The sequence below is a fragment of the Rufibacter ruber genome (assembly GCF_001647275.1).
Classification (GTDB): domain Bacteria; phylum Bacteroidota; class Bacteroidia; order Cytophagales; family Hymenobacteraceae; genus Nibribacter; species Nibribacter ruber_C.
Genome location: NZ_LRMM01000006.1, coordinates 22,627 through 45,160, shown reverse-complemented (window position 1 = coordinate 45,160; position 22,534 = coordinate 22,627). Strand labels below are relative to the sequence as shown.

Below are 22,534 nucleotides of genomic sequence, written 5' to 3'. Positions count from 1 at the left end.
CACCCTAAAAACAGAGGTTAATCTATTGTATGTTGTATTTCTTGTGCTACATTTGGTCATCTAAATAAAAAACTACAAACAAATCAATGGCCATTCTTCGTTTTAAGGCGCTTGAGTTGGTAAACCAACGGCCGCCAGTAGAGGTGAAGCAACCTTCTGAGAAAATCTCTGACTATTACGGGTGCAACGTTTTTGGACTGGAGGCCATGAGAGCCACCCTGTCTGGAGACTATTTCAAGCGCCTCCAGTTTGCCATTAGAACCGGCAGCAAAGTAGACCGCCATTTGGCTGATGCCGTGGCAGCTGCCATGAAAACCTGGGCGTTAAGCAAAGGGGCCACCCACTACACCCACTGGTTTCAGCCGTTAACCGGGGAGACCGCTGAAAAACACGATTCGTTCTTTGACCTCAGCTCAGACGGACGCGCTATTGAAAACTTCAAGGGCAGCGCCCTGGTGCAGCAGGAGCCAGATGCTTCCTCATTCCCCAACGGGGGCATTAGAAACACCTTTGAAGCCCGCGGCTATACCGCCTGGGACCCCACTTCGCCCGCCTTCATTATTGAGAGCACCGGTGCCAAGACCCTTTGTATCCCTACTATCTTTGTTTCTTACACCGGTGAGGCACTTGACTACAAGGCGCCCTTGTTGAAAAGCTTAACGCTGGTAGAGAAAGCCGCCGTAGATGTTTGCCAATATTTTGACAAAGACGTTTCTAGGGTAACCGCTACCCTGGGTATAGAGCAGGAGTATTTCCTGGTAGACCGTGCGCTGTATAACGCCCGTCCTGACCTGGTAATGGCCGGCAGAACCGTATTTGGCCATGCCCCGGCCAAAGGTCAGCAGCTGGAAGACCATTACTTTGGTGCTATCCCGTCACGGGTGCATGCCTTCATGGTTGAGTTTGAAGTTGAAGCCCATAAGTTGGGAATTCCGTTGAGAACGCGCCACAATGAAGTGGCTCCCAACCAGTTTGAGTGCGCCCCTACCTTTGAAGAGGCGAACCTGGCCGTAGACCACAATCAGATCCTGATGGATGTGATGGACCGCGTAGCCGAGAAGCACGACCTGAAAGTGTTGCTGCATGAAAAACCGTTTGCCGGCGTAAACGGCAGCGGGAAGCACAACAACTGGGCCCTGAGCACTGACACCGGGGTGAACTTGTTCGCGCCTGGCCGCAGACCAAAGGAGAACCTGCAATTCCTGACCTTCTTCATTACCACCATCAAAGCGGTTCACCGCTATGCAGATTTACTGCGCGCCAGCATTGCCTCTGCCAGCAACGACCACCGCTTAGGAGCCAATGAGGCCCCACCCGCCATCATGTCTGTTTTCATAGGTAAAAAGTTGACCGAGGTGCTAGATGAACTGGAGCGTACCGCCAAAGTTCCTTTAGACAAAGGCGACAACATGTACCTGAAGCTGGGCATTGACAAGATCCCTGAAATTCTGCTGGACAACACAGACCGTAACCGTACCTCCCCGTTTGCCTTCACCGGTAACAAGTTTGAGTTCAGAGCGGTTGGTTCCTCTGCGAACTGTTCTAACGCCATGACCATCCTGAACGCCATTGTAGCCGATCAGCTGATTGAGTTCCGGAACACGGTAGAGGCAGCCATTGCCAAAGGCAAGAAAAAAGAAGTGGCCATCATTGACGTGCTGCGCGAGTACGTCATCTCATCTAAAGACATCCGGTTTGAAGGAAACGGGTATTCTAAGGAGTGGGAGGAGGAAGCAGAGCGCCGCGGGCTGAGCAACATCCGGACTACCCCGTACGCCCTTGACAAACTGGTAGACGAGATGGCCGAGGAGCTGTTCACCAAGCACAACATCTTCAACAAGCGTGAGTTACACGCCCGTCACGAGATTTTATTGGAAGACTACATCAAGCGCGTACAGATTGAGGCCCGTGTGATGGGTGACCTGGCTGCCAACCACGTAATTCCAACTGCTGTGGCGTACCAGACCAAACTGGTGCAGAACATCAAAGGCCTGCGTGAGATTGGACTGGAAGATGATGAATACACCAAATCAACCCTTGACACCATCAAGAACATCTCCCGCCACCTCACCACCATCAAAACCAATGTAGAGGCCATGGTAGAGGCCCGTAAGGTAGCCAACAAGGTAGAAGATACCCGTGAGCGTGCCATTCAGTACAATGAGAACATCAAGAGCTACTTTGACACCATCCGGTACAGCGTAGACAAACTGGAGCTGATTGTAGATGATGAGCAGTGGCCACTGGTGAAATACCGCGAGATGCTTTTCAGCCACTAAGCGCTTGATCAAATTTGGTTTTTGCCGGCGAAATTGGGGGAAGGCTAGGTTCTGGTGAACCGGTTTATTGAGCAGCATAGCAGCGCTATGGTGCGAATAAATGGGGGTGTCAGTCTTTTGTAGTACCTTTTTTCTCAGCGCAAAAAACAAATAAAACATGCTTTAAGCCCTGATCACATTTCTGACAAACAAACAAAAAGGCCTCTACTACGGTAGAGGCCTTTGTTATGTATAGTGAAAGAGACAGCTGTTTTGGGGCTGTTTTCGAAAAAACAGCAAAACAGAACATTAGATAAACAGGGGCTGCTCCTCAGAAGTCCGGTTAGGGGAGAGACGCTGGCTAACCGTTTTGATTTTCTCTTTGATTGATTCTTGGGTGGGCACGTGCCGCTGCCAGCCCTGTTCCTGCCACCAGTTCTGCAGGGCAGGGTTCTGCCGGGTCAGCTCAAGTACCCGCTTCAATACAAACGGAAGCACCAGACCGGCAATAGACCCGGCCAGGGCATTTCTGATTCCTAGGTGAATGATCAGTTTTACCAGGAGTAATTCCTTCAGCTGGTCAAACAAAACTTGCGCGCCTTTCTCCTGCAGCTGTCCTTTCAGCACTTGCATTGCCTGTTGCACATTCCCTTTTTCCAACTCACGGGAGAGCCAGGTCTCTACAGTGGTGCGCGCCACCTCAATGGCCTGTGGTATCTGAGTGACAGTCAATCCCGCTTTGTGCAACAAACGGGCAGCGTACGCATGACTTTTCTGAAGGAAGGGGAGTGACATAAGGTGGGGGTTTAGTTAAAGGGTCGCCTTTTTTTTGGGGCTACGCGCAAAGCAATGACAGGGTTACGGGTTTCGGCAAAAACTAAGAAAAAAAATTTCCGTACGCTCATTTTTTACAGTCACCCCCTTATAACCTACTACCATTATGGATTTTGACATCAGTGACTTTAGACGGAAGCTGGACCAGCACCGGGCAAAAGGCGGCAGCGCCGCCGAATTTATACAACAAGAGATCAGGAAGGCCGAACAAGTAAAGGAAGGCATCTCAGAAGAAACAGACCATGCCGCCGACTTTGTGTCTGAAGCCATTAACCGGGTAGATACCTATGTTTTTCAGCTCCAGGAGATAGAGCAGCAATGCAATCCCGCTGAACTGGGTTTAGACCAGCAGACCAACCTACAGGACCAGGAAATGCGGGACCGGATAGGGGAACGCCTTGACCGCCTGCAAGAGAGGGGAGACGCCAACCTCAGCCTGGAAGATCCTAAGCTACGGGAGGGGAAACCGGAGAGCGGAATTTCGCCGGCCAGTTTTTAGCGCATCCGTTTATTCTAAACAGAAAAGCCACCCCGGGAAAGGTGGCTTTGGTTTTCGTTTTGGGGCTACTTTTCCAAAAACAGGCCTAAAACGCAAATTCAGGCAAAAGCCCGGTTGTCTGAGGAACTGTTGCCGGAGAAGGTCTGCCCAACCTCCTTATTTTGGTTTTAATGACTTCTTTGGTGGGCAGGTGTTTGCGCAGGTCTACATTTTCCCACCACTGTTTGAACTTGGGGTTCTTCTGCATCAGCTCCACCATCCTTTTTAAGATGAAGGGAAGAATCACCGTGGCCGTCTTAGCGGCAGTTTCATAATCCATCTCCTGCCGAATGATGAATTTGGCCACCACCAGGTCTTTCAGTTCATCAAAGAGCAACTGCGAGTCTTTCTCCAGTACATCTCCTTTGACCATCTGGAAAACCAACGGCAGATTTCCTTGCTCCATCTCCTGGTACAACCAGTTCTCAGCCGTTTCACGGGTGATCTGAATAGTATTCGTTATCTGTACGTTATCCATGCCTGCCTTACGCAGTAAAGCGGCCGCCTGACGTTTGCTTTGGGAAAGAAACAGTAATGACATAATGGGATGATGTTAAGGTATAGATAGTACGTAAATGGGAGGCAGGTGTTGCCGCTTTACCTATATCTATGGGCCTAAGGGGGCCTTTTAACCGTCTTTTCTGCCAATTATCGTAAGTTGAATCGTTAGATATCCCTCTAATAGAAGCAGTTATGATGTAAACCAGAGACAGTTGCTGGAGCATAAATTTTAACCTGCCTTAGAAAATCTTCAGGTAGCAACGGCTTGTGCCACCTCAAAAAAACCTCGTACTTTTACAAGCCGGGCGCTGAACAATCTGGTTTGGCCATTGGTTAACGTACTATGGAAACATCATTTCCCTTGAACAAAGATTCTTTTTCGCTGGAAGGCCTTTACTGCCCCAGCCTCACCAACTATACCCGCCGCCTCTCCCGTGAAGTAAAGATAGGCGACCTCGCCATGGGCGGAAACAACCCCATCCGGGTACAGTCCATGACCACCGTAGACACCATGGATACCTTGGGATCAGTGGAGCAGGTGATACGCATGGTGGAGGCCGGTTGCGAGTACGTACGCATCACGGCGCCCAGCGTGAAAGAGGCTGAAAACCTGGGTCTCATCAAGAAAGAACTCCGCGCCCGCGGCTATACCGTGCCTTTGATCGCAGATATCCATTTCACGCCCAACGCCGCCGAGCTGGCCGCCCGCCTGGTGGAGAAGGTGCGCTTGAACCCCGGCAACTACGCCGATAAAAAGAAGTTTCAGGTTATTGACTATACAGATGCCACCTACCAGGCCGAGCTGGACCGGATACGGGAACGCTTCACGCCGCTGGTGACCATCTGCAAGGAATACGGCACCGCCATGCGCATCGGCACGAACCACGGCTCCCTGTCTGACCGCATCCTGAGCCGCTATGGCGATACCCCGCTAGGCATGGTGGAAAGCGCCTTGGAGTTCCTGCGCATCTGCGAAGACCTGAACTACTATGACGTGGTGCTGTCCATGAAAGCCAGCAATACCCAGGTGATGGTGCAGGCCTACCGCTTGCTGGTGCAGAAACTGGAGGAGGAAGGATTACAACCATACCCGCTGCACCTGGGCGTAACCGAGGCCGGCGAAGGCGAAGACGGGCGCGTGAAATCTGCGGTGGGCATTGGCACCTTGCTGGAAGACGGACTAGGCGACACCGTGCGGGTTTCCCTCACCGAGGCTCCGGAACTGGAAGCGCCCGTGGCGAAAATGCTGATTGACCGTTACGCCACCCGCGCCGGCCATACGCCCATCAAACCCATCTGCCATCTGCCGTACAACCCGTTCCAGTACCACCGCCGTGAAACCCGCGAAGTGCTGAACCTGGGCGGCCACAACGTTCCGCGGGTAGTAGCAGACCTGAGCCGGTTGGAAGACATCACGTATGAAGACCTTCGGCCGGTAGGACATATCTATTCAGCTATGCTGGATAAATTCCACATGTCTGACCAGGGCGCAGATTACGTGTATACCGGCAGCTCGCCTATTTCTTTCATGCTACCCAACGGTTTAAAAGAAATTGTAGATTATACTGCTTGGCTGGAAGCCGAAAAAAGGGAGGAACGGTATCCGCTTTACACTGCGGTGCAATTTGAAACCGCCGATTCCTGGCACCCACAGCTCAACTTCGTGCAGGTGTCATTGGGGCAGCTCACCAATGACTTCATTGAAACGCTGCACAACCGCCCAGACGTGGTACTGATTCTGGAAACGGAGAACGAACACGCCATGCCCGAGCAGCGCAAAGCCTTCATCCGGCTCATGAACCAGGGACAGCCCGTGCCGGTCATCATCAAACGTTCCTACGAAGATCTCACCGATGAACAGGTGCAGCTCTACGCCGCCACCGACGTAGGAGGATTGCTTATTGACGGCTTCGGGGATGGTGTCATGCTCAGCACCCAGGACCTGAGCTACCGCAGCAAAGAGGAGTGGGGCTATACGCTGGAAGGGCTGAACAAACTGGCCTTCGGGATTTTGCAAGCCGCCCGCACGCGCATGAGCAAAACCGAATACATCAGCTGCCCCAGCTGCGGCCGTACCTTGTTTGATTTGCAGGAAACCACCGCCATGATCCGGAAACGCACCGACCACCTTAAAGGTGTGAAGATTGGCATCATGGGCTGCATTGTGAACGGTCCCGGTGAGATGGCCGATGCCGATTACGGGTACGTGGGCGTGGGCAAAGGCAAGATTGCGCTGTACCGCGGACAACAGGTGATCAAGAAATCGGTGCCTGAGGAAAGGGCCGTAGATGAACTGATTGAACTGATACGGGAAGACGGCAACTGGATAGAACCGGTGGGCGTGGAGGCGTATAATTAAATTATTTTAAATTAGCATGTCAGAATTTACATCATTAGAGATTTGTGCTGGGGCTGGTGGGCAAGCATTGGGTTTAGAACAAGCTGGATTTGATCATCTTGCTTTAGTTGAAATTGAGAGACTTGCCTGTGAAACTTTACGCCACAACAGGCCTAATTGGAATGTAATCAATTTAGATGTAAAAGAGTTTGATGCGTCCCTTTACAATGGAAAAGTAGATCTTCTTGCCGGGGGGGTCCCATGTCCACCGTTTTCAATTGCTGGAAAACAATTAGGGCACCTTGATGAGAGGGATTTGTTCCCAGAAGCCTTGCGCTTGATGGAGGAATGTAAGCCAAAGGCCATCATGTTAGAAAATGTTAAAGGAATTCTTAGTCCTAAGTTCAAAACTTATAGAAAAGAAATTTTGAGTACATTACGGGCTCATGGTTATAGTTTTGATTGGAAACTTGTAAATTCTTCAGATTATGGAGTATCACAGTTAAGGCCAAGGGCAATTTTGGTGGCTATGAAAGAAAAATATTTTCCATATTTTACATGGCCAAATAAAACTGAAAACAAACCTTTGACAGTTGGTGAATTGCTTTATGAAGAAATGTCACTATTAGGCTGGAGCAATGCTGATCAATGGAAAGAAAAAGCTAATGTAATTGCTCCAACCTTAGTTGGTGGTTCTAAAAAACATGGTGGGGCTGACTTAGGACCAACTAGAGCCAAAAAAGCTTGGGCAGAAATGGGGATTGATGGGCGCGGCCTAGCTGAATCTCCCCCCATCAATGGATTTGACGGTTTGCCAAGGCTTACGTTAAAAATGACCGCTTTAGTACAAGGTTTTCCTAAGGATTGGGAATTTATCGGAAAAAAAACTCCAGCCTATAGACAAGTAGGAAACGCATTTCCGCCACCAGTTGCCAGAGCTATCGGAAATTCAATAAAAGAAGCATTAGAAAAAGGTGAAAAAGAAATCTGAAAGTAAAGGCGCAAGAGCTCTTCTGCGAGAATTCTTCTTTAACCGTGTTGGTGAAGTAATAGATTCTGATACGTTAAGACAGGTAGCAGGCATAAGTGAGTGGGCAAGAAGAGTAAGGGAACTGCGGAATGAGGAAGGCCTAAATATAGTTACCCATAATGACAGGAGTGATTTAAAACCTGGTCAGTATGTTTTGATAAGCTTAAAGCCTTTACCTGCTTTTGAAAGAGGAATATCAAAAGAGACTCGGGCTTTTGTCTTAGATAGGAATGGTTTTACTTGTCAAATGTGCGGGGCTGCTGCTGGGGAACCACATCCAAATGACAATGGACGGAAAACCAGGTTACATATTGGTCATATCATTGATAAATCAATGGGAGGAACTGATGAACCTAACAATTTAAGAGCTATCTGCTCACTTTGTAATGAAGGTGCTTCAAACTTAACTCTAATCAGGCCGCAAGCAATAAAATTAATTGCGCAGATTAGAAGAGCTCCAGGAAAAGACCAGCTTGATGTATTACATTGGCTTATAAGTAAGTATCCTACACAAGCAAAGGTACTTATTGAAGAAGCGAACAGATAAAACTGATATGAAAGGACTATTTGATTTCACGGAAGTGGCCACTTACTTCTTCCGCAAAAAAGACCCCAACCGCAAGACTAATTTCAACTTGCGCACCATGCACACCATCAACAAAATCTCTATGCTGATGTTCCTGTGCGGCTTTATTTACCTAGTCTTAAGATGGCTTAGCTAGGCTCGGTGGTTTTGCCTGCGTTTCTGGCCTATTTTTCTGAAAAAATGCCAAAAGTGCTTCCCAATATTTTCTGCGTACAAAATATAAGAGGCCGGATTTTTCCGGCTTTTTTATTTCAACAGCTCCTGATTTTTTATTACTTTTCTTATCTTAGTAGACACTATTCCTTTATTTAATCTTTAATTAATTTATTACATGAGAAAAATTTACATTCTTGTCTTTCTTCTGTGTTATCTACCGTTCAGCTCATCTGCAGCCGAAACAGATTCGCTCAAAGTGTGGCGTGACAGCGTAAACGCCTCTTACCACTATCAAACAGGCACCATTGTCCTGAAAGAGGGGCTGGCTAAAATTACCGTACCCAAAGGGTACAAATTCTTAGATGGCAGACAAAGCTCCCAAGTCCTGACAGAGCTTTGGGGAAACCCGCCTAGCGAAAGCATGGGCATGCTGTTTCCGGTGGCCGCCGGCCCCGCAGATGCAGACACGTGGGCTATTGACGTGACGTATTCAGAAGATGGGTACATCAAAGACGATGACGCCAAAGACATTGATTATGATGAACTGCTGGAGGAAATGCAGGCAGATACGGAATCTGAAAATGAGGCACGTGAAGCAGAGGGGTACCAGCCTGTGAAGTTGATTGGTTGGGCGGTGCCGCCTTTTTATGATGCCGCCGCCCATAAATTGCATTGGGCAAAAGAACTTCAGTTTGGTGAAGAGCAAACGGGGGTGAACACTCTGAATTACAACATCAGAATATTGGGCCGCAAAGGGTATCTGCAGTTGAATGCCATTGGAGACATGAGTATGGTCAAAGGGATTCAGGCTGATGTTCCAGGCATTTTGGCCAGCGTGGAATTCAATGAAGGCAACCGGTATGCAGACTTTGACCCCGGGGTTGACAAAGTGGCCGCCTACGGCATAGGTGGGTTGATTGCTGGAAAAGTTCTGGCGAAAGTGGGTTTCTTTGCTGTTATCGCTAAATTTTTCAAAGTAATCTTGATAGGGGCTCTGAAATTCTGGAAGCTAATTGCACTGGCTATAGTGGGTTTGTTTTCTGGAATTAAGCGTTTCTTTGGGAAGAAGCGGCAAGAGGCTGCCTCAGAAGAACAAGACTTGGAGGCAGTGTCTATGGTTCAGGACACCAGTTATGAAGATGAAGTGTCAGTGCTGGAAGAAACCTATTCACCACCTGTAGCCGAAGTGGAAAGTGTAGAAAAATCAACCTCAGATGTAAAATAACATTTTTGATAACATTTTTCAATTAAAAGCGGCACCGGTCTTTCTTGGCGGGTGCCGCTTTTTTGATTAGTTTGGCCTTCATGAACATAGAGGAATTCAGAGACTACTGCCTGGCCAAGCCTCACGTAGAGGAAACCCTGCCTTTCGGCGAAGACACCCTGGTTTTTATAGTGGCCGGAAAGATGTTTGCCATGTGCAGCCTGAACAGCTACGCCGAGGGCGTGAACCTGAAATGTGACCCGGAAAGGGCGGTGGAGCTTCGGGAGCAGTACCCGGCCATCCAACCGGGCTACCACATGAACAAGAAATACTGGAACACTATTCTGCCTGAAGCTTTTCTGCCCATGGGATTGCTGCCAGAGCTCATTAACCATTCCTATGAACTGGTGGTGAAGTGCCTCCCGAAGAAAGTGCGGGTGGAGTTGGGGGTTTAGTTTCTGTCTGAAGCTAGCTCTATACAAGAATCAGTGTTTCCTTCCTCAAACTAACTCCTCCCTATAAGCCTAACACTGGGATATAGGGTGGAGGCTGCCTGTCTCTTTCCTCTAATTTTAGCGTCATGCCCATCAGCATCAAGATCTTAGACAACTCACATTCCAAAGAGATCATTGATATCATATTACCGATCCAGCAGCTTGAGTTTGGCGTACCCATCACGCTGGCAGACCAACCACATTTGCTTGATATAGAAGGCTTCTACATCCAAAAGGGAGGGGATTTCTGGGTGCAAGCGTAGAGGGAGAGCTTTGCGGGACCATTGCCCTTTTGCGTTTCAATGAAAAGGCCGGTGCCATCCGGAAAATGTTTGTCAAAAAAGAGTTTAGGGGAAAACATTATGGTGATGCGGCTCTCTTGTTAAAAGAATTGATCTGTTACTGCAAAGAAAATGGCATTGAGGACCTGTATCTTGGCACTGTTGATGTCCTGCAGGCGGCCATCAGGTATTATGAAAAGAAAGGATTTGTGCAGCTCCCTAAAGCGGAGTTACCTATTGATTTCCCGGTTATGGCCTCAGATAATGTCTTTTGTCACTTAGTTTTATACTAGGGGGTGAATTCATTAACAACTTCCTGAAAATCAAAACACCAACATCATCAGGTTCCACAGAAAATGCAGGAGAGCTATCCAGAGAAAAGGGTTGGCCTTTCTTTCCTGAAGCACTAAGAATCCCAGTGCATAGATAATGCCCATAGGGAATTCATAAAGAATATAAAGAGGGTTTTGAAAGTGAGCGAGGGCGAAAATGGCGGCAGAAAGCCAAATGGCCCGGGTTCTGTTGAGACCTATCCTTGGAGAATATTTCAGGACGAGGAACTGGCTGAAGAAAGTTTCAAAAAGAGCCGGAATCACCGCATGTCTCCAGACACTATAAGGACTTACCTCAAACGTGTTGAAATTGATTTTGCCCCCTAAGGCATAAAGGAGCAACCCCAGTAGAACAAAGACTGAGAATTTAATTAATAAAAGGAAACCAATGATGAAAGGAGTAGGCCAAGTGCTAAGCCTACAGATTGCTTTGTCAAACATAGGGGCCAATAAGCTATATTTTGAAATACATTCTCTTAGGTTCTTCCTCCTAATTAGCTCTTATCTCAATAAAAAACTGATTCTGATGTAAACTAAAAGAACAGCCTATAAGGCTGTTCTTTTAGTACATTCGTTTTTGACCTGTTTTCGAGAAAACAGGTCAAAAACGCTAAACTACTACGTTCACAATCTTGCCCGGCACCACAATCACCTTCTTCACCGGTTTACCTTCCAGCAGTTTCTGTACCTGATCAGACGCCAGTACGGCGGTCTCTACTTCCTCTTTAGGGGCTTTCAGGTCAAAGGTCATTTTACTTTTCACTTTCCCGTTGATGGAGATAGGATAGTCAAACGTACTTTCGGTGAGGAATTCCTCTTTCCAGGCGGGGTAGGCGGCGTACGTGATGCTCTCGGTATGACCCAAGCGGCTCCAGAGTTCCTCGGTGATGTGCGGGGTGTAGGAGGCCAGCACCACGGTCAACGGCTCCAGAATGGCGCGCTTCTTCATTTTCAAGGAAGACAACTCGTTCACGCAAATCATGAACTGGCTCACGCTCGTCCCGAAGGAGAAGCGTTCAATGTCTTCCTCTACCTTCTTGATAGTCTTGTGCAGCGACTTCAGCTCGGCGGGAGTGGGTTGCTCCTCAGTCACGGCCCAGTTGCCTTGCTCGTCAAAGAACAGTTTCCAGAAGCGGCGCAGGAACTTGTACACGCCGTCCATGCCGTTAGTGTTCCAGGGCTTGAACTGCTCCAGCGGCCCCAGGAACATCTCGTACATGCGCAGGGTATCGGCACCGTATTCCTCTACCAATTTGTCTGGGTTCACCACGTTGTGCTTGGACTTAGACATTTTCTCCACTTCCACGCCCACGTGATATTTGCCGTCTTCCAAGATAAATTCCGCATTAGCGAAGTCAGGTCTCCAGGCTTTGAACTGTTCTACATCCAGCACATCGTTCTCCACAATGTTCACGTCCACATGCAGAGCGGTGGTTTCGTACTGGTCTTTCAGGCCGAAGGAGACAAACGTGTTGGAGTCTTTGACACGGTACACAAAGTTCGACCGACCTTGGATCATCCCTTGGTTGATGAGCTTCTTGAACGGCTCATCTTGGTTCACCAGCCCGAGGTCAAACAGGAACTTGTTCCAGAAGCGGGAGTAGAGGAGGTGACCAGTAGCGTGCTCTGAGCCACCAATGTATAAGTCAACGGCTTGCCAGTAGTCAATGGCTTCCTTGCTGGCGAAGGCGGTATCATTCTGCGGATCCATGTAGCGGTACCAATACCAGCTGGAACCCGCCCAACCTGGCATGGTGCTCAACTCATACTCAAATTCGCCGCGGTATTTCCAGTCCTGCGCGCGGCCCAGCGGCGGTTCACCGGTCTCAGTAGGCAGGTAGGCATCTACCTCCGGCAACACCAATGGCAGTTCGCTCTCGTCCAGCAAGGCTGGAATTCCGTCTTTGTAGTACACCGGCACCGGCTCACCCCAATACCGCTGCCGACCGAAAACGGCATCACGCATTCTGAAGTTGATGCGGGCTTTGCCCACGCCCAGTTCTTCGGCGCGCTGAATACCGGCTTTGATGGCGTCTTTCACCTCTAGCCCGTTCAGGAAACCGGAGTTGATGATTTTTCCTTCCTTGGCGGCGTGCGCTTCTTTGGTCAAATCGCCACCGGCTACCACTTCCGGAATGGGCAGGTTGAATTTCTTCGCGAAGGCGTAGTCGCGGGTGTCGTGGCCTGGTACGGCCATCACAGCCCCGGTTCCGTAGCCTGCCAGCACGTAGTCGGCGATCCAAACGGGTACTTTTTCGCCGGAGATAGGGTTGATGGCGTAGGCACCCGTGAAAGTGCCGGTCACAGTTTTCACGTCAGACATACGGTCGCGCTCAGAGCGGTTTTTGGCCCAGGTCACGTATTCCTCTACCTCGGCACGTTGCTCCGGGGTGGTAATCTCAGTTACATATTCATGCTCGGGCGCCAGCACCACAAAACTTACCCCGAAGATGGTGTCAATGCGGGTGGTGAACACGGTGATGTGCTTGTGTTCGTGGCCGTCCAGTTGGAACCGCAGTTCCGCGCCCACCGACTTGCCAATCCAGTTGCGCTGCATTTCCTTCACCGGCTCGGGCCAGTCAATGGTATCCAGGCCCTGCAACAATCTTTCGGCGTAAGCGTGATGCGCATCATCCACTGCTTCATGAGCTTGCGCTCTACGGGGTAACCGCCGCGCTCCGATACGCCATCTTTTACCTCGTCATTTGCCAACACAGTCCCTAGCTGCGGACACCAGTTCACCACGGCTTCCGACAGGAACGTGAGGCGGTATTTCAGCAACAGGTCCTGCTGCTCTTTCTCAGAAAGGCGAGCCCAGGCATCAGCGGTCACGTGCGGTGTGTCTTCGTCGCAGGCGGCATTCACCTGGGTGTTGCCGCGCATGGCAAACTCGGCTACCAGCGTGTCAATGGGTTCGGCTTTGTCTGTATTGTAGTTGTACCAGCTGTTGAAGAGCTGCATGAAAATCCACTGGGTCCATTTGTAATAGCTGGGGTCTGAGGTGCGCACCTCGCGGTCCCAGTCGAAGGAGAAGCCCAGGTTGTTCAGCTGCTCAATGTAGCGCTCAATGTTCTGCTTAGTGGTCATGGCCGGGTGCTGCCCGGTCTGAATAGCATACTGCTCGGCCGGCAGGCCGAAGGAGTCAAAGCCCATGGGGTGCAGCACGTTGAAACCTTTGAGGCGCTTGTAGCGGCTCACAATGTCAGAGGCGATGTAGCCCAGCGGGTGCCCTACGTGCAGACCAGCCCCGCTCGGATACGGGAACATATCCAGCGAATAGAACTTGGGTTTGCTAGGGTCAATCTCGGTCTTGAACGTCTTGTTCTCACTCCAGAAGCGCTGCCACTTCTGCTCAATGGATCGGTAGTCGTACTCTGACATGGGTATGGTTTCGGTTGGAATGTGCTGTTACAATGGGCCGAACAAGGCCAAAAGCAAAAGTAAGGGAAATTCCGCAAAAAGGAGGAGTCTCACCTCATACAGGAGGATTGTTTCTGTGGCTGTTTTTGACCTGATTTCAGAAAAAGAGGCTCTAAACGCAATGGCGTAGACGCTCGCAGGTGCTGCGCACGCTACGAGGTCTTTTGAGTGGGCGGTATTGCGGTGGCAAACGGGTAGAATCCACCCCAACCCCTCCCTGGAGGGGAATTATCTGATATGCGTGCTCTTCTGTGTAAACGTACGCCCTAACCTGAGACGGAATCCTGTTTTCCCGTTTTCGGGCTGTTTTGAAAAAATGAGGCCAGAAACGGTATTCCATTTTCCCTAAATACTGGCGCGAGTCTCCAGACTCGTGCCTTGCGGTGGGTGGAGTCTCCAGACTCCTGTGTGTCTTTCCTGCTGATTAGTTAGTGGTTCCCGGCGAGTCTGGAGACTCGCATCATCCTTTGTCACGAGACTTTAGTCTCGCGCCAGCTTACCTCAACTTACTTTATAAACACATGACTCAGGACTCAGGACTCCCAAAGACCTCGTAGCGTCCGGAGGACCTGCGAGCGTCTGCGCCCATTACACCAGCCCCTGCAACGGATCCACACCATTCCAGGTGCCTTCGCTGTGCAGCGGTGTGAACCGGGCGAACAACTCCTCAGAATACCAGCCGCGGGTGCGGGTGTTTTTGATGACTTCGCGGTGGGCTTGCATGCGGTAGGCGTATTCCTTCATGCTGGCTTCGTCTTTCCAGAGGCTGAAGGTGGCTTGCCTCAAAAAAGGAGCTTCGCCTAGGCCAATGGAAGCCAACAATCCGTTCGCATTGTCCAAGCTGGCGCTGGCTTGCGGCACGTACTTCCAGAAATCCAAAGCTTTGGTGAGTTTGATGGAGGCGCGGGTGAGCACGGCAATGGGTTTATTTTCGGGAGCCGGGAGGGTTTGGGTGGTGAACGGGTTTTGTCCGCTCCAGAGGCCGTGCGCCTGCAACGGTTGTAAGGCCAGGTGATATTGCTCAAAGGTATGCTGGCGGTATTCTTCTAGAAGCGGGTGGCCCAGGAAAAAATCTTCGGCGGCGGCGGGGGAGGACCAGGTGGCCATGAGACCGTAGCGGTACCAGTTGGGGTTAAGGCTGAACCCTCGGCCCTGGCCGCTGCCCAACAGTTTGAAGAAGTTCAAGCCTTTCACCTTCTGCAACGGCCGCTGCGAAGTTCCCATTTGCGCCAAGCCCCAGCGCCAGTGACCGGGTTTTACACCAAACAAAGTAAGCGTGGTATGCGCAGGGGAAAGAGGAGTTGCCAAGGTTGATATGAAGTTTCTGTTTTTGAGCTGTTTTCTGAAAAGTAGCCCAAAAACACAAAACGGCCAAATGGCGGCTGCCTGCAAATGGGCAAGAAAAAAGGGAGCGTTAACTCCCTTTCTCTTGTATAACTACAGATTGATCTTTTTGTTTTCGCCGGGGTGGGGCGGCTCACCGGTGAGGGCGGCTTTCACCACGCCGTATAAATGTACTACGGCGCTGCTCGGTGAATCCCAGTACTCAGCCTGGTCAATGGTCACTTTCAGGATGGCGATGTTGGGGTCATCTTTCCCTTCGGGGAACCAGGCTTTCATGAACGGGTTCCAGAGGTCGTCAATCTGCTGCTGGTCGCGGTACACGCTGGCCGTACCGGATACTGACACATACAGTTGGTCACCTGGTTTGGCGTAGCTCAGGTTCACATGGCTTTCGTTCTTGATTTCATCGGCTTTGCCGGAGTGATGCCCGGTAAAGAAATAGATGTCGCCGCTCTCATCTACTTTCAAGTGCCGCATGGGACGTGAACGGATGGTGCCGTCCGGTTCCACGGTGCTGAGCATGGCGGTATTGATGTCGTCGATTTTCTCTATCAGGGCCTTCACATCACCCCGGTTTTGATTTTGTGCGTTTTCCATAGTTTGTGTTTGGATCTTTTTCTTACTGGAACAATACGAACATCTTGGGCCAGGGTTCCTGATGGGAATTAAGAATGGGGAATGGAGAATTAGGAATTGGTAAACGTACGTTTCAGGAGGAAACTGTAAATGGTAATCTGTTAATTTTTTAGGACACAAGCTTTTTCGGGTGTATGCGTTTTAAGGCTACTTTCCTGAAAACAGGCCAAAAACAGGAACTGCGTATGCCGCCAATAGCGCAACCATCAGCCTGAAACGAAGTACAACCCTATTTCCTATTTCCTATTTCCTATTTCCTATTTCCTATTTCCTATTTCCTAATTGAACTACCTGGCCCATTTATTTCTGTCTGGAGACGATGAAGACCTGCGTCTGGGCAACTTCATCGCTGATGGCGTGCGCGGCGCCAAACTGTTGCTGTATCCGGAGCGGGTGCAACAGGGCATTCGGCTGCACCGGCTCATTGACTCGTTCACAGATACGCACCCCATTGTGGCTGAAACCAAAGAACGGCTCCGCCCGAAGTACAGCAAGTACGCCGGGGTGGTGGCAGACATCTTCTATGACCATTTTCTGGCGGCTAATTTCCAGGCCTACAGTTCCATTTCCTTAGCGGCTTTCGCCGAACAGGCGTATGCTTTGGTATTGAGTAGGCCCGAGCTGCTGCCGGAGCGGGTGCAGGGATTTCTGCCGTACATGGTACAACAGAATTGGCTGGTGGGGTATGCGCAAGTGGCCGGTGCAGCCCGGGCATTACACGGTCTAAGCAGACGCACCACCTTCGTCTCAGGCATGGAAACGGCAGGTGAGGAGCTGCAGGTAAATTACACTTTTTATCAGCAGGAATTTGAACGGTTTTTCCCTGAGTTGCAAGCGTTTGTGGAGAAGCAAATTACTTTAATTGAGAATTAAGAATTGATCTACGCGTTGCGTCCCCCTTTGAAGGGGGTAGGGCGATGACAAAGGCCGTTGGAGAACCGTTTGCATTAGCTATAGAAACGGAAAAAATGATTCCCAGGAATGCGGATTCTGTATGCGTACATCTGCACGAGTAATCATCCCCCTACCCCCTTCAAAGGGGGACGGAATACGTAAAATTGCTCGGTGGTGTCAATTCTGTTTTTAACCTAATTTCCGGTAATCAGCCCAAAAACGGGTAAACCAACACCTTTCGCTGGCGTGAATCTCCAGACTCGTGCCATAGGATGCGGGGAGTCTCCAGACTCCCCTCGCTGCGCCGCAGCGACCGACGCATTCCAGAACTGGCTGATTTTTTGCAAATATTTCCCTTGCGAGTCTGGAGACTCGAAGCACTGCATGTCACGAGTCTGAGACTCGCGCCAGAATTGGTTAGAGTTAAAAACAAATAGCGGGATTTTTGAAATGCGTGTATCTACAGGCCTAAACATCTTCCTTTGTTCCCTTTCAATGGGGGAGTATCTGCTGGAATTATAAGTCACGGAAGTAACTTCAGCGCCATAGAAAGGATAAGAAAAGAACTAATGTAAAGGAAGCTGTTTCCTGAGCTTTCCGTTTTTGCCTACTTTCCAGAAAACAGGCCAAAAACGGAAAAAGGTGAGCGACACGGCCCCGCCTCTTTACCAAAAAAGAGAGCCAACCCCGCAGGATTGGCTCTTTCCATTCTGAATTCTTAATTCTGAATTCCCAATTAATTAATGATGGTGACCGCCGGCGCCGTGTACGTGGCCGTGCGCAATTTCCTCAGCAGAGGCGTCCCGCACGTCAATGATCTTGCCTTCAAAGTGCATGTCCATGCCGGCCAGCGGGTGGTTGAAGTCCATGAGCACATGATCAGACTCTACGCTTACAATGCGGCCCTGCATGTGGTTGCCTTCGTTGTCAGACATGGGAATGTAGTTGCCCACCTGCACCATTTCCTCATCAATCTTGCCGTCTACCTCAAACACGTTTTTAGGCACGGGTACAATGGCGCTTTCATCTAGGTCGCCGTAACCGTCTTCAGAAGAGACGGTGAATTTAAAGGTGTCACCGGCCGCCTTGCCAGCCAACTCCTCCTCAAATTTCTCAGGCAGACCGCTCACACCATATAAAAAGACCATGGGGTTTTCTTCTTCGGCGGTCTCTACCAACGTTGCTTCGCCTTCTTCATCTGTTACGCGCAGCTCGTAGGTGAGCGACACCACTTTGTTTTCTTCAATTTTCATCAGGTGTGGTTTTAATTGGTTTAGATGTACAAGTGGTTATGAAAGCTGAACTTCCAATCAAGCGCCTCTTCCCGTCTTAAACACTCTCATTTTTTATGAAAGTAGACAAATTTTTCATGTTTCTAAACCGGCACTTCAATTTTAAGGCTCCTGAAGCCCCCGCGCCGGGTAGAATTGGGAAAGGAAAAAGGCACGGCAGGAAGTAAACTTTACTGCCCTACCATGCCTCTAACGCAGTTTTAAAACGAAAGGATTTATTGAGGGGCTTCAGAAATCAGCTCCCAGGCGCTTCGGTAGGCCTCAATCTGTTCAGCGTATGCTAAGAACTTCTGGTAAAACGCATGCTGCCCCAGGGTGGCGCTGTCACCTACTATCACCATCTTTTTCTTGGCCCTGGTCATGGCCACGTTCATACGGCGCATGTCTGCCAGAAAGCCTATTTCACCCTCTGGGTTGCTGCGTACCATGCTGATGTAAATGATATCCCGCTCCTGCCCCTGAAAGGAATCTACGGTACCTACGCTCAGCTGCCGCCGCGCCATGAGCTGTGACAACTTGGGCTGGTGCTCTACCTGGTCTGTGAGGTAGTTGATCTGGGCCCGGTAGGGGGAGATGACGCCAATTCTGAGTGGCTTTCCGTTCAAAGGCTGGTCTTTGGGGGCAGGCTCATACGGCGTGAGTAGCGTTACCAGGTGCTTGATCAGAATATCGGCTTCCTCAGGGTTGGCGGTACTGCTGCCCTCGCCAATGGTCTGTTCATTGAACCCGCACCCGGCGGTGTCAATAAACTCCACCACCGGCCCCGGCTCAAACGCAGGAAAGGCGTCTGTGAGTGTAGCAGTTTTCACGCTCTCATGGGCCTGTAGTCCCCCCCCATAAAACTGCCCGTTGGAGAAGCCCATGATGTGCTCATGCATGCGGTACTGGGTCTTCAGCATCACAGCCGTCTCTGGTTGCCGCTCAATACATTTTTCAAACAGGGTACGGGAAAAGCCTCCGCGCTCGGCTACAATTGACTTCACCGTTGGTGGTAACTGGTAGTGGTCACCGGCCAGCACCACGCGGTTTGCCCGGGTGATGGGAATCCAGCAGGCGGGTTCCAGCGCCTGGGCGGCCTCATCAATAAACACCGTGTCATACTGCAGGTGCCTAATGGTGCGGTTGGCCGAACCCACCAACGTACAGGTAATCACCTGCACGTTCTCCAGCAGGTCATCTGTGATATAATCTTCAATGTCATCTGCCTGGTTCAGCGCCCGCTTGCTTTCCTCTTTGAGCTGCTGCCGTTGTGCCCGTTCCTGCGGCCCAAAGTTCCGCTTGAACTGGTGCGCCATAGACTTGTATTCCTCAGCGGTTTTGCGCAATTTCTTGAGCATCTTGTAGTCGCGGTGGTGCATAATCTGGGCGTCAAGGGTGTGCTCCAGCAAAACCTCAGACACCCTTGACGGATTCCCGATTCTGATGACATTCACACCCTGCTCGGCCAGTTTCTCAGTGAGCAGATCCACGGCCGTGTTGCTGGGGGCGGTAACCAGTAACCGTTTCTCACCGGCTGCAACGTCTGTAGAATAGCCTGCACCAGCGTAGTGGTTTTCCCGGTTCCCGGAGGACCGTGAATGATGGCCACGTCTTTGGCCTGCATGATGTTGCGCACCGCCTCGTTCTGCGAGTTGTTCAGCACCGGAACCGGGGCATACGGCTTCTCCCTTCTGAAAATAGCGGGTTCAGCGCCCAGCAGAATGTCCCGCAACTGGCCAAGGCGGGTTTTATCGGCCTCCATCACTTTCATGAGGGCAAACTCCATTTCGCGGTAGCTCACCTCATCAAAGGTAAGCTCCACGCCCAGGCGGGAACCGCCTTCCAGCCAATCAGGCAGGTCTTCTTTGGTGGTGGCCAGGCGCAGCTTGTTGCGTTTCACCTCCAGCACCACGCCGTTGAGCGTGCCGCCGTCGCCGTTGGTGAAGAGCGCCGCCGAGGAGCCGGCCTGGAACATGTGCAGCTGGTCACGGCCAGAGGTTCGCTCCAGCTCCACCACCATCTTATTCCCGAAACCCACTTCCTGCTTAGTCACATTCACCGGATACCAGCAGATGCCCAGGCGTTTGCGCTCGGTGATGCTGGTCTGTGCGTTGCGGAGTTGGTATTGTTTGCGTTCTTCTTCCTGCTCCAGCTTGAGCAGCGCCCGAACGTCTAGTAATTCATCTAAGATTTTGTTCATTCTAAATATAGTATCGCGTAACGCGTATCTCGTAGCAAGATTTTTAATTATAAAAGTAAGTCTTGATGCGTGATACGTGCTACGTGATACAATCTTGCTATGCAAAAAATGAATGGTTACAACCGGCACAGCCGTACACGGTGGTGCCAGCATACAGAACCTTTTTCCACCAGGATAAATTCCGGGAAGGAAGCACCTGTACAGACCCGCACCGCGGGCACGTCTGCGCCCGGTGGCTGTTTCCGGCTTGTTTTTCAGAAAACAGGTCTAAAACGGTCTGGGCCGCCGGCAGGTTCTCAGCGGCAATCAGCAACTGGAAATATAAACCCTCGCCAAACGGAAGGCTGGGGGGACCGCTGGACTTGACCAACGCCACCACACCTGCCTCCTTCAGTGCCTGGTAAAGCCCTATGGCTTCTGAATAGGAGAGGTATTGGGCAACCGCGGTCAGACGCTGGTTCATGCGTTGGCATGCTGCTTCTGCTTCTTCAGCTCACTGACCTGTGACCGCAGCCTAACAATAAGCCCAATCAGCACCAGGGAAAACATACCCAGAAATGCCGCAATGCCGTCATGCTCAAACTTGGCATCATTGGCAGCCTCCAGGCGCTCCTCCAGGTCTTTGATCTGCCGGTCGCGCCGGCGGTTCAGGTTTTGGGCATTGGCCAGTGAGGCTTTCAGTTCATAGATATTGTCAGTGACCACCCGTTTGTCGCCCTGCACCTGGCTGTTGAGCTTGCGCGCTTCGGCCTCCAGTTCAGCAGCCCGTTTGGCCACACTGCGGCGGGTTTCCAGGTTGGCCTGCTCCACGGCGTGAATAATCTGCTCGTCTTTCTGCAGCACTTCTTTGAGCGCCTCAATCACCGCCCGCATGTCTTCTTTAGAGGCTTTGCCCCAGAAGTTATTCCCCTGGGTTTTGAGGTAGTCATACTTGAGCACCAGCTGTTCCCGCTCTGTGATCAGGTTGTCAATCTTCACTGCCGAGGCCGACGGGGCCGGTAACTTAGGCGCCTCAGCGGCAGGAGCCTGAGAAGCCGCCGGTTGGGCCGTAGCCTGAACCGGCGGTGCCGCTGCGGCGGAAGCAGGGGAGGCTACAGGTTTGGGACTAGCCGCCGAGGCGGTGGGTTGCCCTTTGATGAGCGCGTTCACTTTGGCCGCCAAGGCAGGTTCGGCCTGCTTCTTTGGGGCTGCCGTTGCCGCTTTGGCCGCGCCTGGTGGCGGGGAGGCCAAGGTTTGGGCAGAAACAGCCAAAGGGAAAGACAAACTCAACACCATTATTCCTGAAACGAACCTCTTCATATGCTCTGTACGCTACTCGTTACTACTGAACTTGACCCAAGCCGCACCTCCTGTTTCCGGCTTGTTTTGGTAAAAATAAGCGAAAAACAGCAAACCTCTTCCTTGCATCCTGATCTTCTTTTTCTTTCTTAGGTCTCTCCATGTAGGCGGAAGGCATTCCCCACCCATGTTCAGCAGGGAAAGGAAACAGAGCACATCGCATAGAAATTAACTGGCTCTTTTCACGCAGGGGCTGCGTTTCTGGGCTGTTTTTCCAAAAACAGCCCAGAAACAGACGAATGGCCAGCGAAAAGACAGGTAAGCTTTTGTCTGGCGGAGCGACGGAAAAACGAGGCGTTTAACGGATAGGCAAAGACCTGGTGGCGTTAGTAGGCACGGAAGTAACTTCCGCGCCATAGTGGGGCAGAAGAAGGAGCCATAGAGGGCAGAGGTAGTGTGAGGCTGCCGCCCCATGTAAGCTTAAAGCTTCCGCCACCATAGGTCCAGGTTGGAAACTTGAACCAGAGAAAGCGACACACCAGCAGCAATAAATAAGTAAGCAAACAAACAACAATGAACACTTCTGCTAGTGGCACCTCTGTTAGATTAGCACTTCTGCCCCTGGCTGATGTGCGCAGCACGGGCTCGTCTCAGGCTAGCGGGACTACAGCACTAACCTGCAAACAATCTACATCAAGAAAAGCAATAGCAGCAAAGGAACCTAAACCAGTCCTGGGGGTGAGCGCCTCTGTTAATACGGTGCCGCACCAGCGGCAAGGCCGGAGGGCCTAGTTTTAACAGCAGTGCTCACCGCCAGGACGGAGCCCCGCGGCCGTGAGCGCTTACCGGAAAACATGAAACAATGCAGCTAGTAAACCAACGCATCAAGCGCCAAAGCCAGGGGAAACAGCAGACTACGCATTGCCCTGCAGTATTAAA

Annotated in this window: 19 protein-coding genes and 3 pseudogenes; 11 read left to right on the top strand and 11 right to left on the bottom strand. The window is 50.9% G+C overall.

Annotation, left to right across the window (positions count from 1 at the left end):
- The first annotated feature begins 86 nt into the window (after positions 1 to 86).
- Positions 87 to 2,279 (top strand): glutamine synthetase III family protein, encoded by a 2,193-nt coding sequence (locus A8O25_RS03930; protein WP_066831147.1) that lies wholly within the window; start codon positions 87 to 89, stop codon positions 2,277 to 2,279.
- Positions 2,280 to 2,567: 288 nt separating this feature from the next.
- Here A8O25_RS03930 and A8O25_RS03925 read toward each other — a convergent pair whose 3' ends face one another.
- Complete coding sequence (locus A8O25_RS03925) at positions 2,568 to 3,053, bottom strand: hypothetical protein (RefSeq protein WP_066831144.1); 486 nt, start codon at positions 3,051 to 3,053, stop codon at positions 2,568 to 2,570.
- 145 nt (positions 3,054 to 3,198) lie between these two features.
- Between A8O25_RS03925 and A8O25_RS03920 the strand changes: the two genes are divergently transcribed.
- Complete coding sequence (locus tag A8O25_RS03920; protein ID WP_066831141.1) at positions 3,199 to 3,591, top strand: hypothetical protein; 393 nt, start codon at positions 3,199 to 3,201, stop codon at positions 3,589 to 3,591.
- A gap of 85 nt (positions 3,592 to 3,676) precedes the next feature.
- Here the strand turns inward: A8O25_RS03920 and A8O25_RS03915 are convergent, their stop codons facing one another.
- The gene (locus A8O25_RS03915) at positions 3,677 to 4,171 is read right to left on the bottom strand and encodes a hypothetical protein (protein WP_153042575.1); all 495 of its coding nucleotides are present in this window, start codon (positions 4,169 to 4,171) and stop codon (positions 3,677 to 3,679) included.
- A gap of 303 nt (positions 4,172 to 4,474) precedes the next feature.
- Here A8O25_RS03915 and ispG point away from each other — a divergent pair, with 303 nt between their 5' ends.
- The 8 genes from ispG (at position 4,475) to A8O25_RS03890 (ending at position 10,513) form a co-directional block, all read left to right on the top strand.
- On the top strand, positions 4,475 to 6,490 hold the full coding sequence (gene ispG / locus A8O25_RS03910; protein ID WP_066831131.1) for a (E)-4-hydroxy-3-methylbut-2-enyl-diphosphate synthase: 2,016 nt from the start codon (positions 4,475 to 4,477) through the stop codon (positions 6,488 to 6,490).
- A gap of 16 nt (positions 6,491 to 6,506) precedes the next feature.
- On the top strand, positions 6,507 to 7,460 hold the full coding sequence (locus tag A8O25_RS03905; protein ID WP_066831123.1) for a DNA cytosine methyltransferase: 954 nt from the start codon (positions 6,507 to 6,509) through the stop codon (positions 7,458 to 7,460).
- Entirely contained in the window at positions 7,444 to 8,046 is a 603-nt protein-coding gene (locus tag A8O25_RS22395) for an HNH endonuclease (RefSeq protein WP_206598642.1), read from the top strand. Before A8O25_RS03905 ends, A8O25_RS22395 begins: the two co-directional genes overlap by 17 nt.
- A gap of 7 nt (positions 8,047 to 8,053) precedes the next feature.
- Positions 8,054 to 8,221, top strand: a complete 168-nt coding sequence (locus A8O25_RS23385; RefSeq protein ID WP_169818133.1) for a DUF6728 family protein — start codon at positions 8,054 to 8,056, stop codon at positions 8,219 to 8,221.
- Between the two features lie 195 nt (positions 8,222 to 8,416).
- Entirely contained in the window at positions 8,417 to 9,466 is a 1,050-nt protein-coding gene (locus A8O25_RS03900; protein WP_082893424.1) for a DUF2167 domain-containing protein, read from the top strand.
- A gap of 80 nt (positions 9,467 to 9,546) precedes the next feature.
- Positions 9,547 to 9,900: an MmcQ/YjbR family DNA-binding protein gene (locus A8O25_RS03895; protein ID WP_066831310.1), complete on the top strand. Its 354-nt coding sequence runs from the start codon at positions 9,547 to 9,549 to the stop codon at positions 9,898 to 9,900.
- Between the two features lie 125 nt (positions 9,901 to 10,025).
- A complete protein-coding gene (locus tag A8O25_RS23470; RefSeq protein ID WP_206598641.1) occupies positions 10,026 to 10,202 on the top strand; it encodes a hypothetical protein in 177 nt (58 codons plus the stop codon).
- Entirely contained in the window at positions 10,187 to 10,513 is a 327-nt protein-coding gene (locus A8O25_RS03890) for a GNAT family N-acetyltransferase (RefSeq protein WP_206598644.1), read from the top strand. The genes A8O25_RS23470 and A8O25_RS03890 overlap by 16 nt, the downstream gene beginning before the upstream one ends.
- A gap of 30 nt (positions 10,514 to 10,543) precedes the next feature.
- On the opposite strand, the gene A8O25_RS03885 is transcribed toward A8O25_RS03890, so the two are convergent.
- The 4 genes and pseudogenes from A8O25_RS03885 to A8O25_RS03870 all read right to left on the bottom strand — a co-directional run bounded on the left by A8O25_RS03885 (position 10,544) and on the right by A8O25_RS03870 (position 15,913).
- On the bottom strand, positions 10,544 to 10,993 hold the full coding sequence (locus A8O25_RS03885) for a CPBP family glutamic-type intramembrane protease (protein WP_066831116.1): 450 nt from the start codon (positions 10,991 to 10,993) through the stop codon (positions 10,544 to 10,546).
- 169 nt (positions 10,994 to 11,162) lie between these two features.
- Positions 11,163 to 13,933 (bottom strand): annotated as a pseudogene (leuS, locus tag A8O25_RS03880) (leucine--tRNA ligase).
- A 627-nt stretch (positions 13,934 to 14,560) separates the two neighbouring features.
- On the bottom strand, positions 14,561 to 15,280 hold the full coding sequence (locus A8O25_RS03875) for a spheroidene monooxygenase (RefSeq protein ID WP_153042574.1): 720 nt from the start codon (positions 15,278 to 15,280) through the stop codon (positions 14,561 to 14,563).
- A 129-nt stretch (positions 15,281 to 15,409) separates the two neighbouring features.
- Entirely contained in the window at positions 15,410 to 15,913 is a 504-nt protein-coding gene (locus A8O25_RS03870; protein ID WP_066831110.1) for a pyridoxamine 5'-phosphate oxidase family protein, read from the bottom strand.
- Between the two features lie 321 nt (positions 15,914 to 16,234).
- Here A8O25_RS03870 and A8O25_RS03865 point away from each other — a divergent pair, with 321 nt between their 5' ends.
- A complete protein-coding gene (locus A8O25_RS03865; RefSeq protein WP_066831106.1) occupies positions 16,235 to 16,825 on the top strand; it encodes an acyl carrier protein phosphodiesterase in 591 nt (196 codons plus the stop codon).
- A gap of 761 nt (positions 16,826 to 17,586) precedes the next feature.
- On the opposite strand, the gene A8O25_RS03860 is transcribed toward A8O25_RS03865, so the two are convergent.
- From A8O25_RS03860 to A8O25_RS03845, 5 genes and pseudogenes are all read right to left on the bottom strand, one after another.
- Positions 17,587 to 18,099: an FKBP-type peptidyl-prolyl cis-trans isomerase gene (locus A8O25_RS03860; protein WP_066831104.1), complete on the bottom strand. Its 513-nt coding sequence runs from the start codon at positions 18,097 to 18,099 to the stop codon at positions 17,587 to 17,589.
- A gap of 254 nt (positions 18,100 to 18,353) precedes the next feature.
- A pseudogene (locus tag A8O25_RS03855) lies at positions 18,354 to 19,741 on the bottom strand (AAA domain-containing protein).
- Positions 19,724 to 19,879 (bottom strand): annotated as a pseudogene (locus tag A8O25_RS24435) (hypothetical protein); the annotation flags it as partial. The pseudogenes A8O25_RS03855 and A8O25_RS24435, both read right to left, overlap by 18 nt.
- A 535-nt stretch (positions 19,880 to 20,414) precedes the next feature.
- Positions 20,415 to 20,780, bottom strand: coding sequence for a hypothetical protein (locus A8O25_RS03850; RefSeq protein WP_066831101.1), 366 nt, complete (start codon positions 20,778 to 20,780; stop codon positions 20,415 to 20,417).
- The gene (locus tag A8O25_RS03845) at positions 20,777 to 21,616 is read right to left on the bottom strand and encodes a hypothetical protein (RefSeq protein ID WP_153042573.1); all 840 of its coding nucleotides are present in this window, start codon (positions 21,614 to 21,616) and stop codon (positions 20,777 to 20,779) included. The genes A8O25_RS03850 and A8O25_RS03845 overlap by 4 nt, the downstream gene beginning before the upstream one ends.
- Positions 21,617 to 22,534: the final 918 nt, after the last annotated feature.

Bases quoted from the DNA above. Each gene is read 5' to 3' on its own strand.
- A8O25_RS03930 (WP_066831147.1), top strand. From the start codon at position 87: ATGGCCATTCTTCGTTTTAAGGCGCTTGAGTTGGTAAACCAACGGCCG.
- A8O25_RS03925 (WP_066831144.1), bottom strand. From the start codon at position 3,053: ATGTCACTCCCCTTCCTTCAGAAAAGTCATGCGTACGCTGCCCGTTTG.
- A8O25_RS03920 (WP_066831141.1), top strand. From the start codon at position 3,199: ATGGATTTTGACATCAGTGACTTTAGACGGAAGCTGGACCAGCACCGG.
- A8O25_RS03915 (WP_153042575.1), bottom strand. From the start codon at position 4,171: ATGTCATTACTGTTTCTTTCCCAAAGCAAACGTCAGGCGGCCGCTTTA.
- ispG (WP_066831131.1), top strand. From the start codon at position 4,475: ATGGAAACATCATTTCCCTTGAACAAAGATTCTTTTTCGCTGGAAGGC.
- A8O25_RS03905 (WP_066831123.1), top strand. From the start codon at position 6,507: ATGTCAGAATTTACATCATTAGAGATTTGTGCTGGGGCTGGTGGGCAA.
- A8O25_RS23385 (WP_169818133.1), top strand. From the start codon at position 8,054: ATGAAAGGACTATTTGATTTCACGGAAGTGGCCACTTACTTCTTCCGC.
- A8O25_RS03900 (WP_082893424.1), top strand. From the start codon at position 8,417: ATGAGAAAAATTTACATTCTTGTCTTTCTTCTGTGTTATCTACCGTTC.
- A8O25_RS03895 (WP_066831310.1), top strand. From the start codon at position 9,547: ATGAACATAGAGGAATTCAGAGACTACTGCCTGGCCAAGCCTCACGTA.
- A8O25_RS23470 (WP_206598641.1), top strand. From the start codon at position 10,026: ATGCCCATCAGCATCAAGATCTTAGACAACTCACATTCCAAAGAGATC.
- A8O25_RS03885 (WP_066831116.1), bottom strand. From the start codon at position 10,993: ATGTTTGACAAAGCAATCTGTAGGCTTAGCACTTGGCCTACTCCTTTC.
- A8O25_RS03870 (WP_066831110.1), bottom strand. From the start codon at position 15,913: ATGGAAAACGCACAAAATCAAAACCGGGGTGATGTGAAGGCCCTGATA.
- A8O25_RS03860 (WP_066831104.1), bottom strand. From the start codon at position 18,099: ATGAAAATTGAAGAAAACAAAGTGGTGTCGCTCACCTACGAGCTGCGC.
- A8O25_RS03850 (WP_066831101.1), bottom strand. From the start codon at position 20,780: ATGAACCAGCGTCTGACCGCGGTTGCCCAATACCTCTCCTATTCAGAA.
- A8O25_RS03845 (WP_153042573.1), bottom strand. From the start codon at position 21,616: ATGAAGAGGTTCGTTTCAGGAATAATGGTGTTGAGTTTGTCTTTCCCT.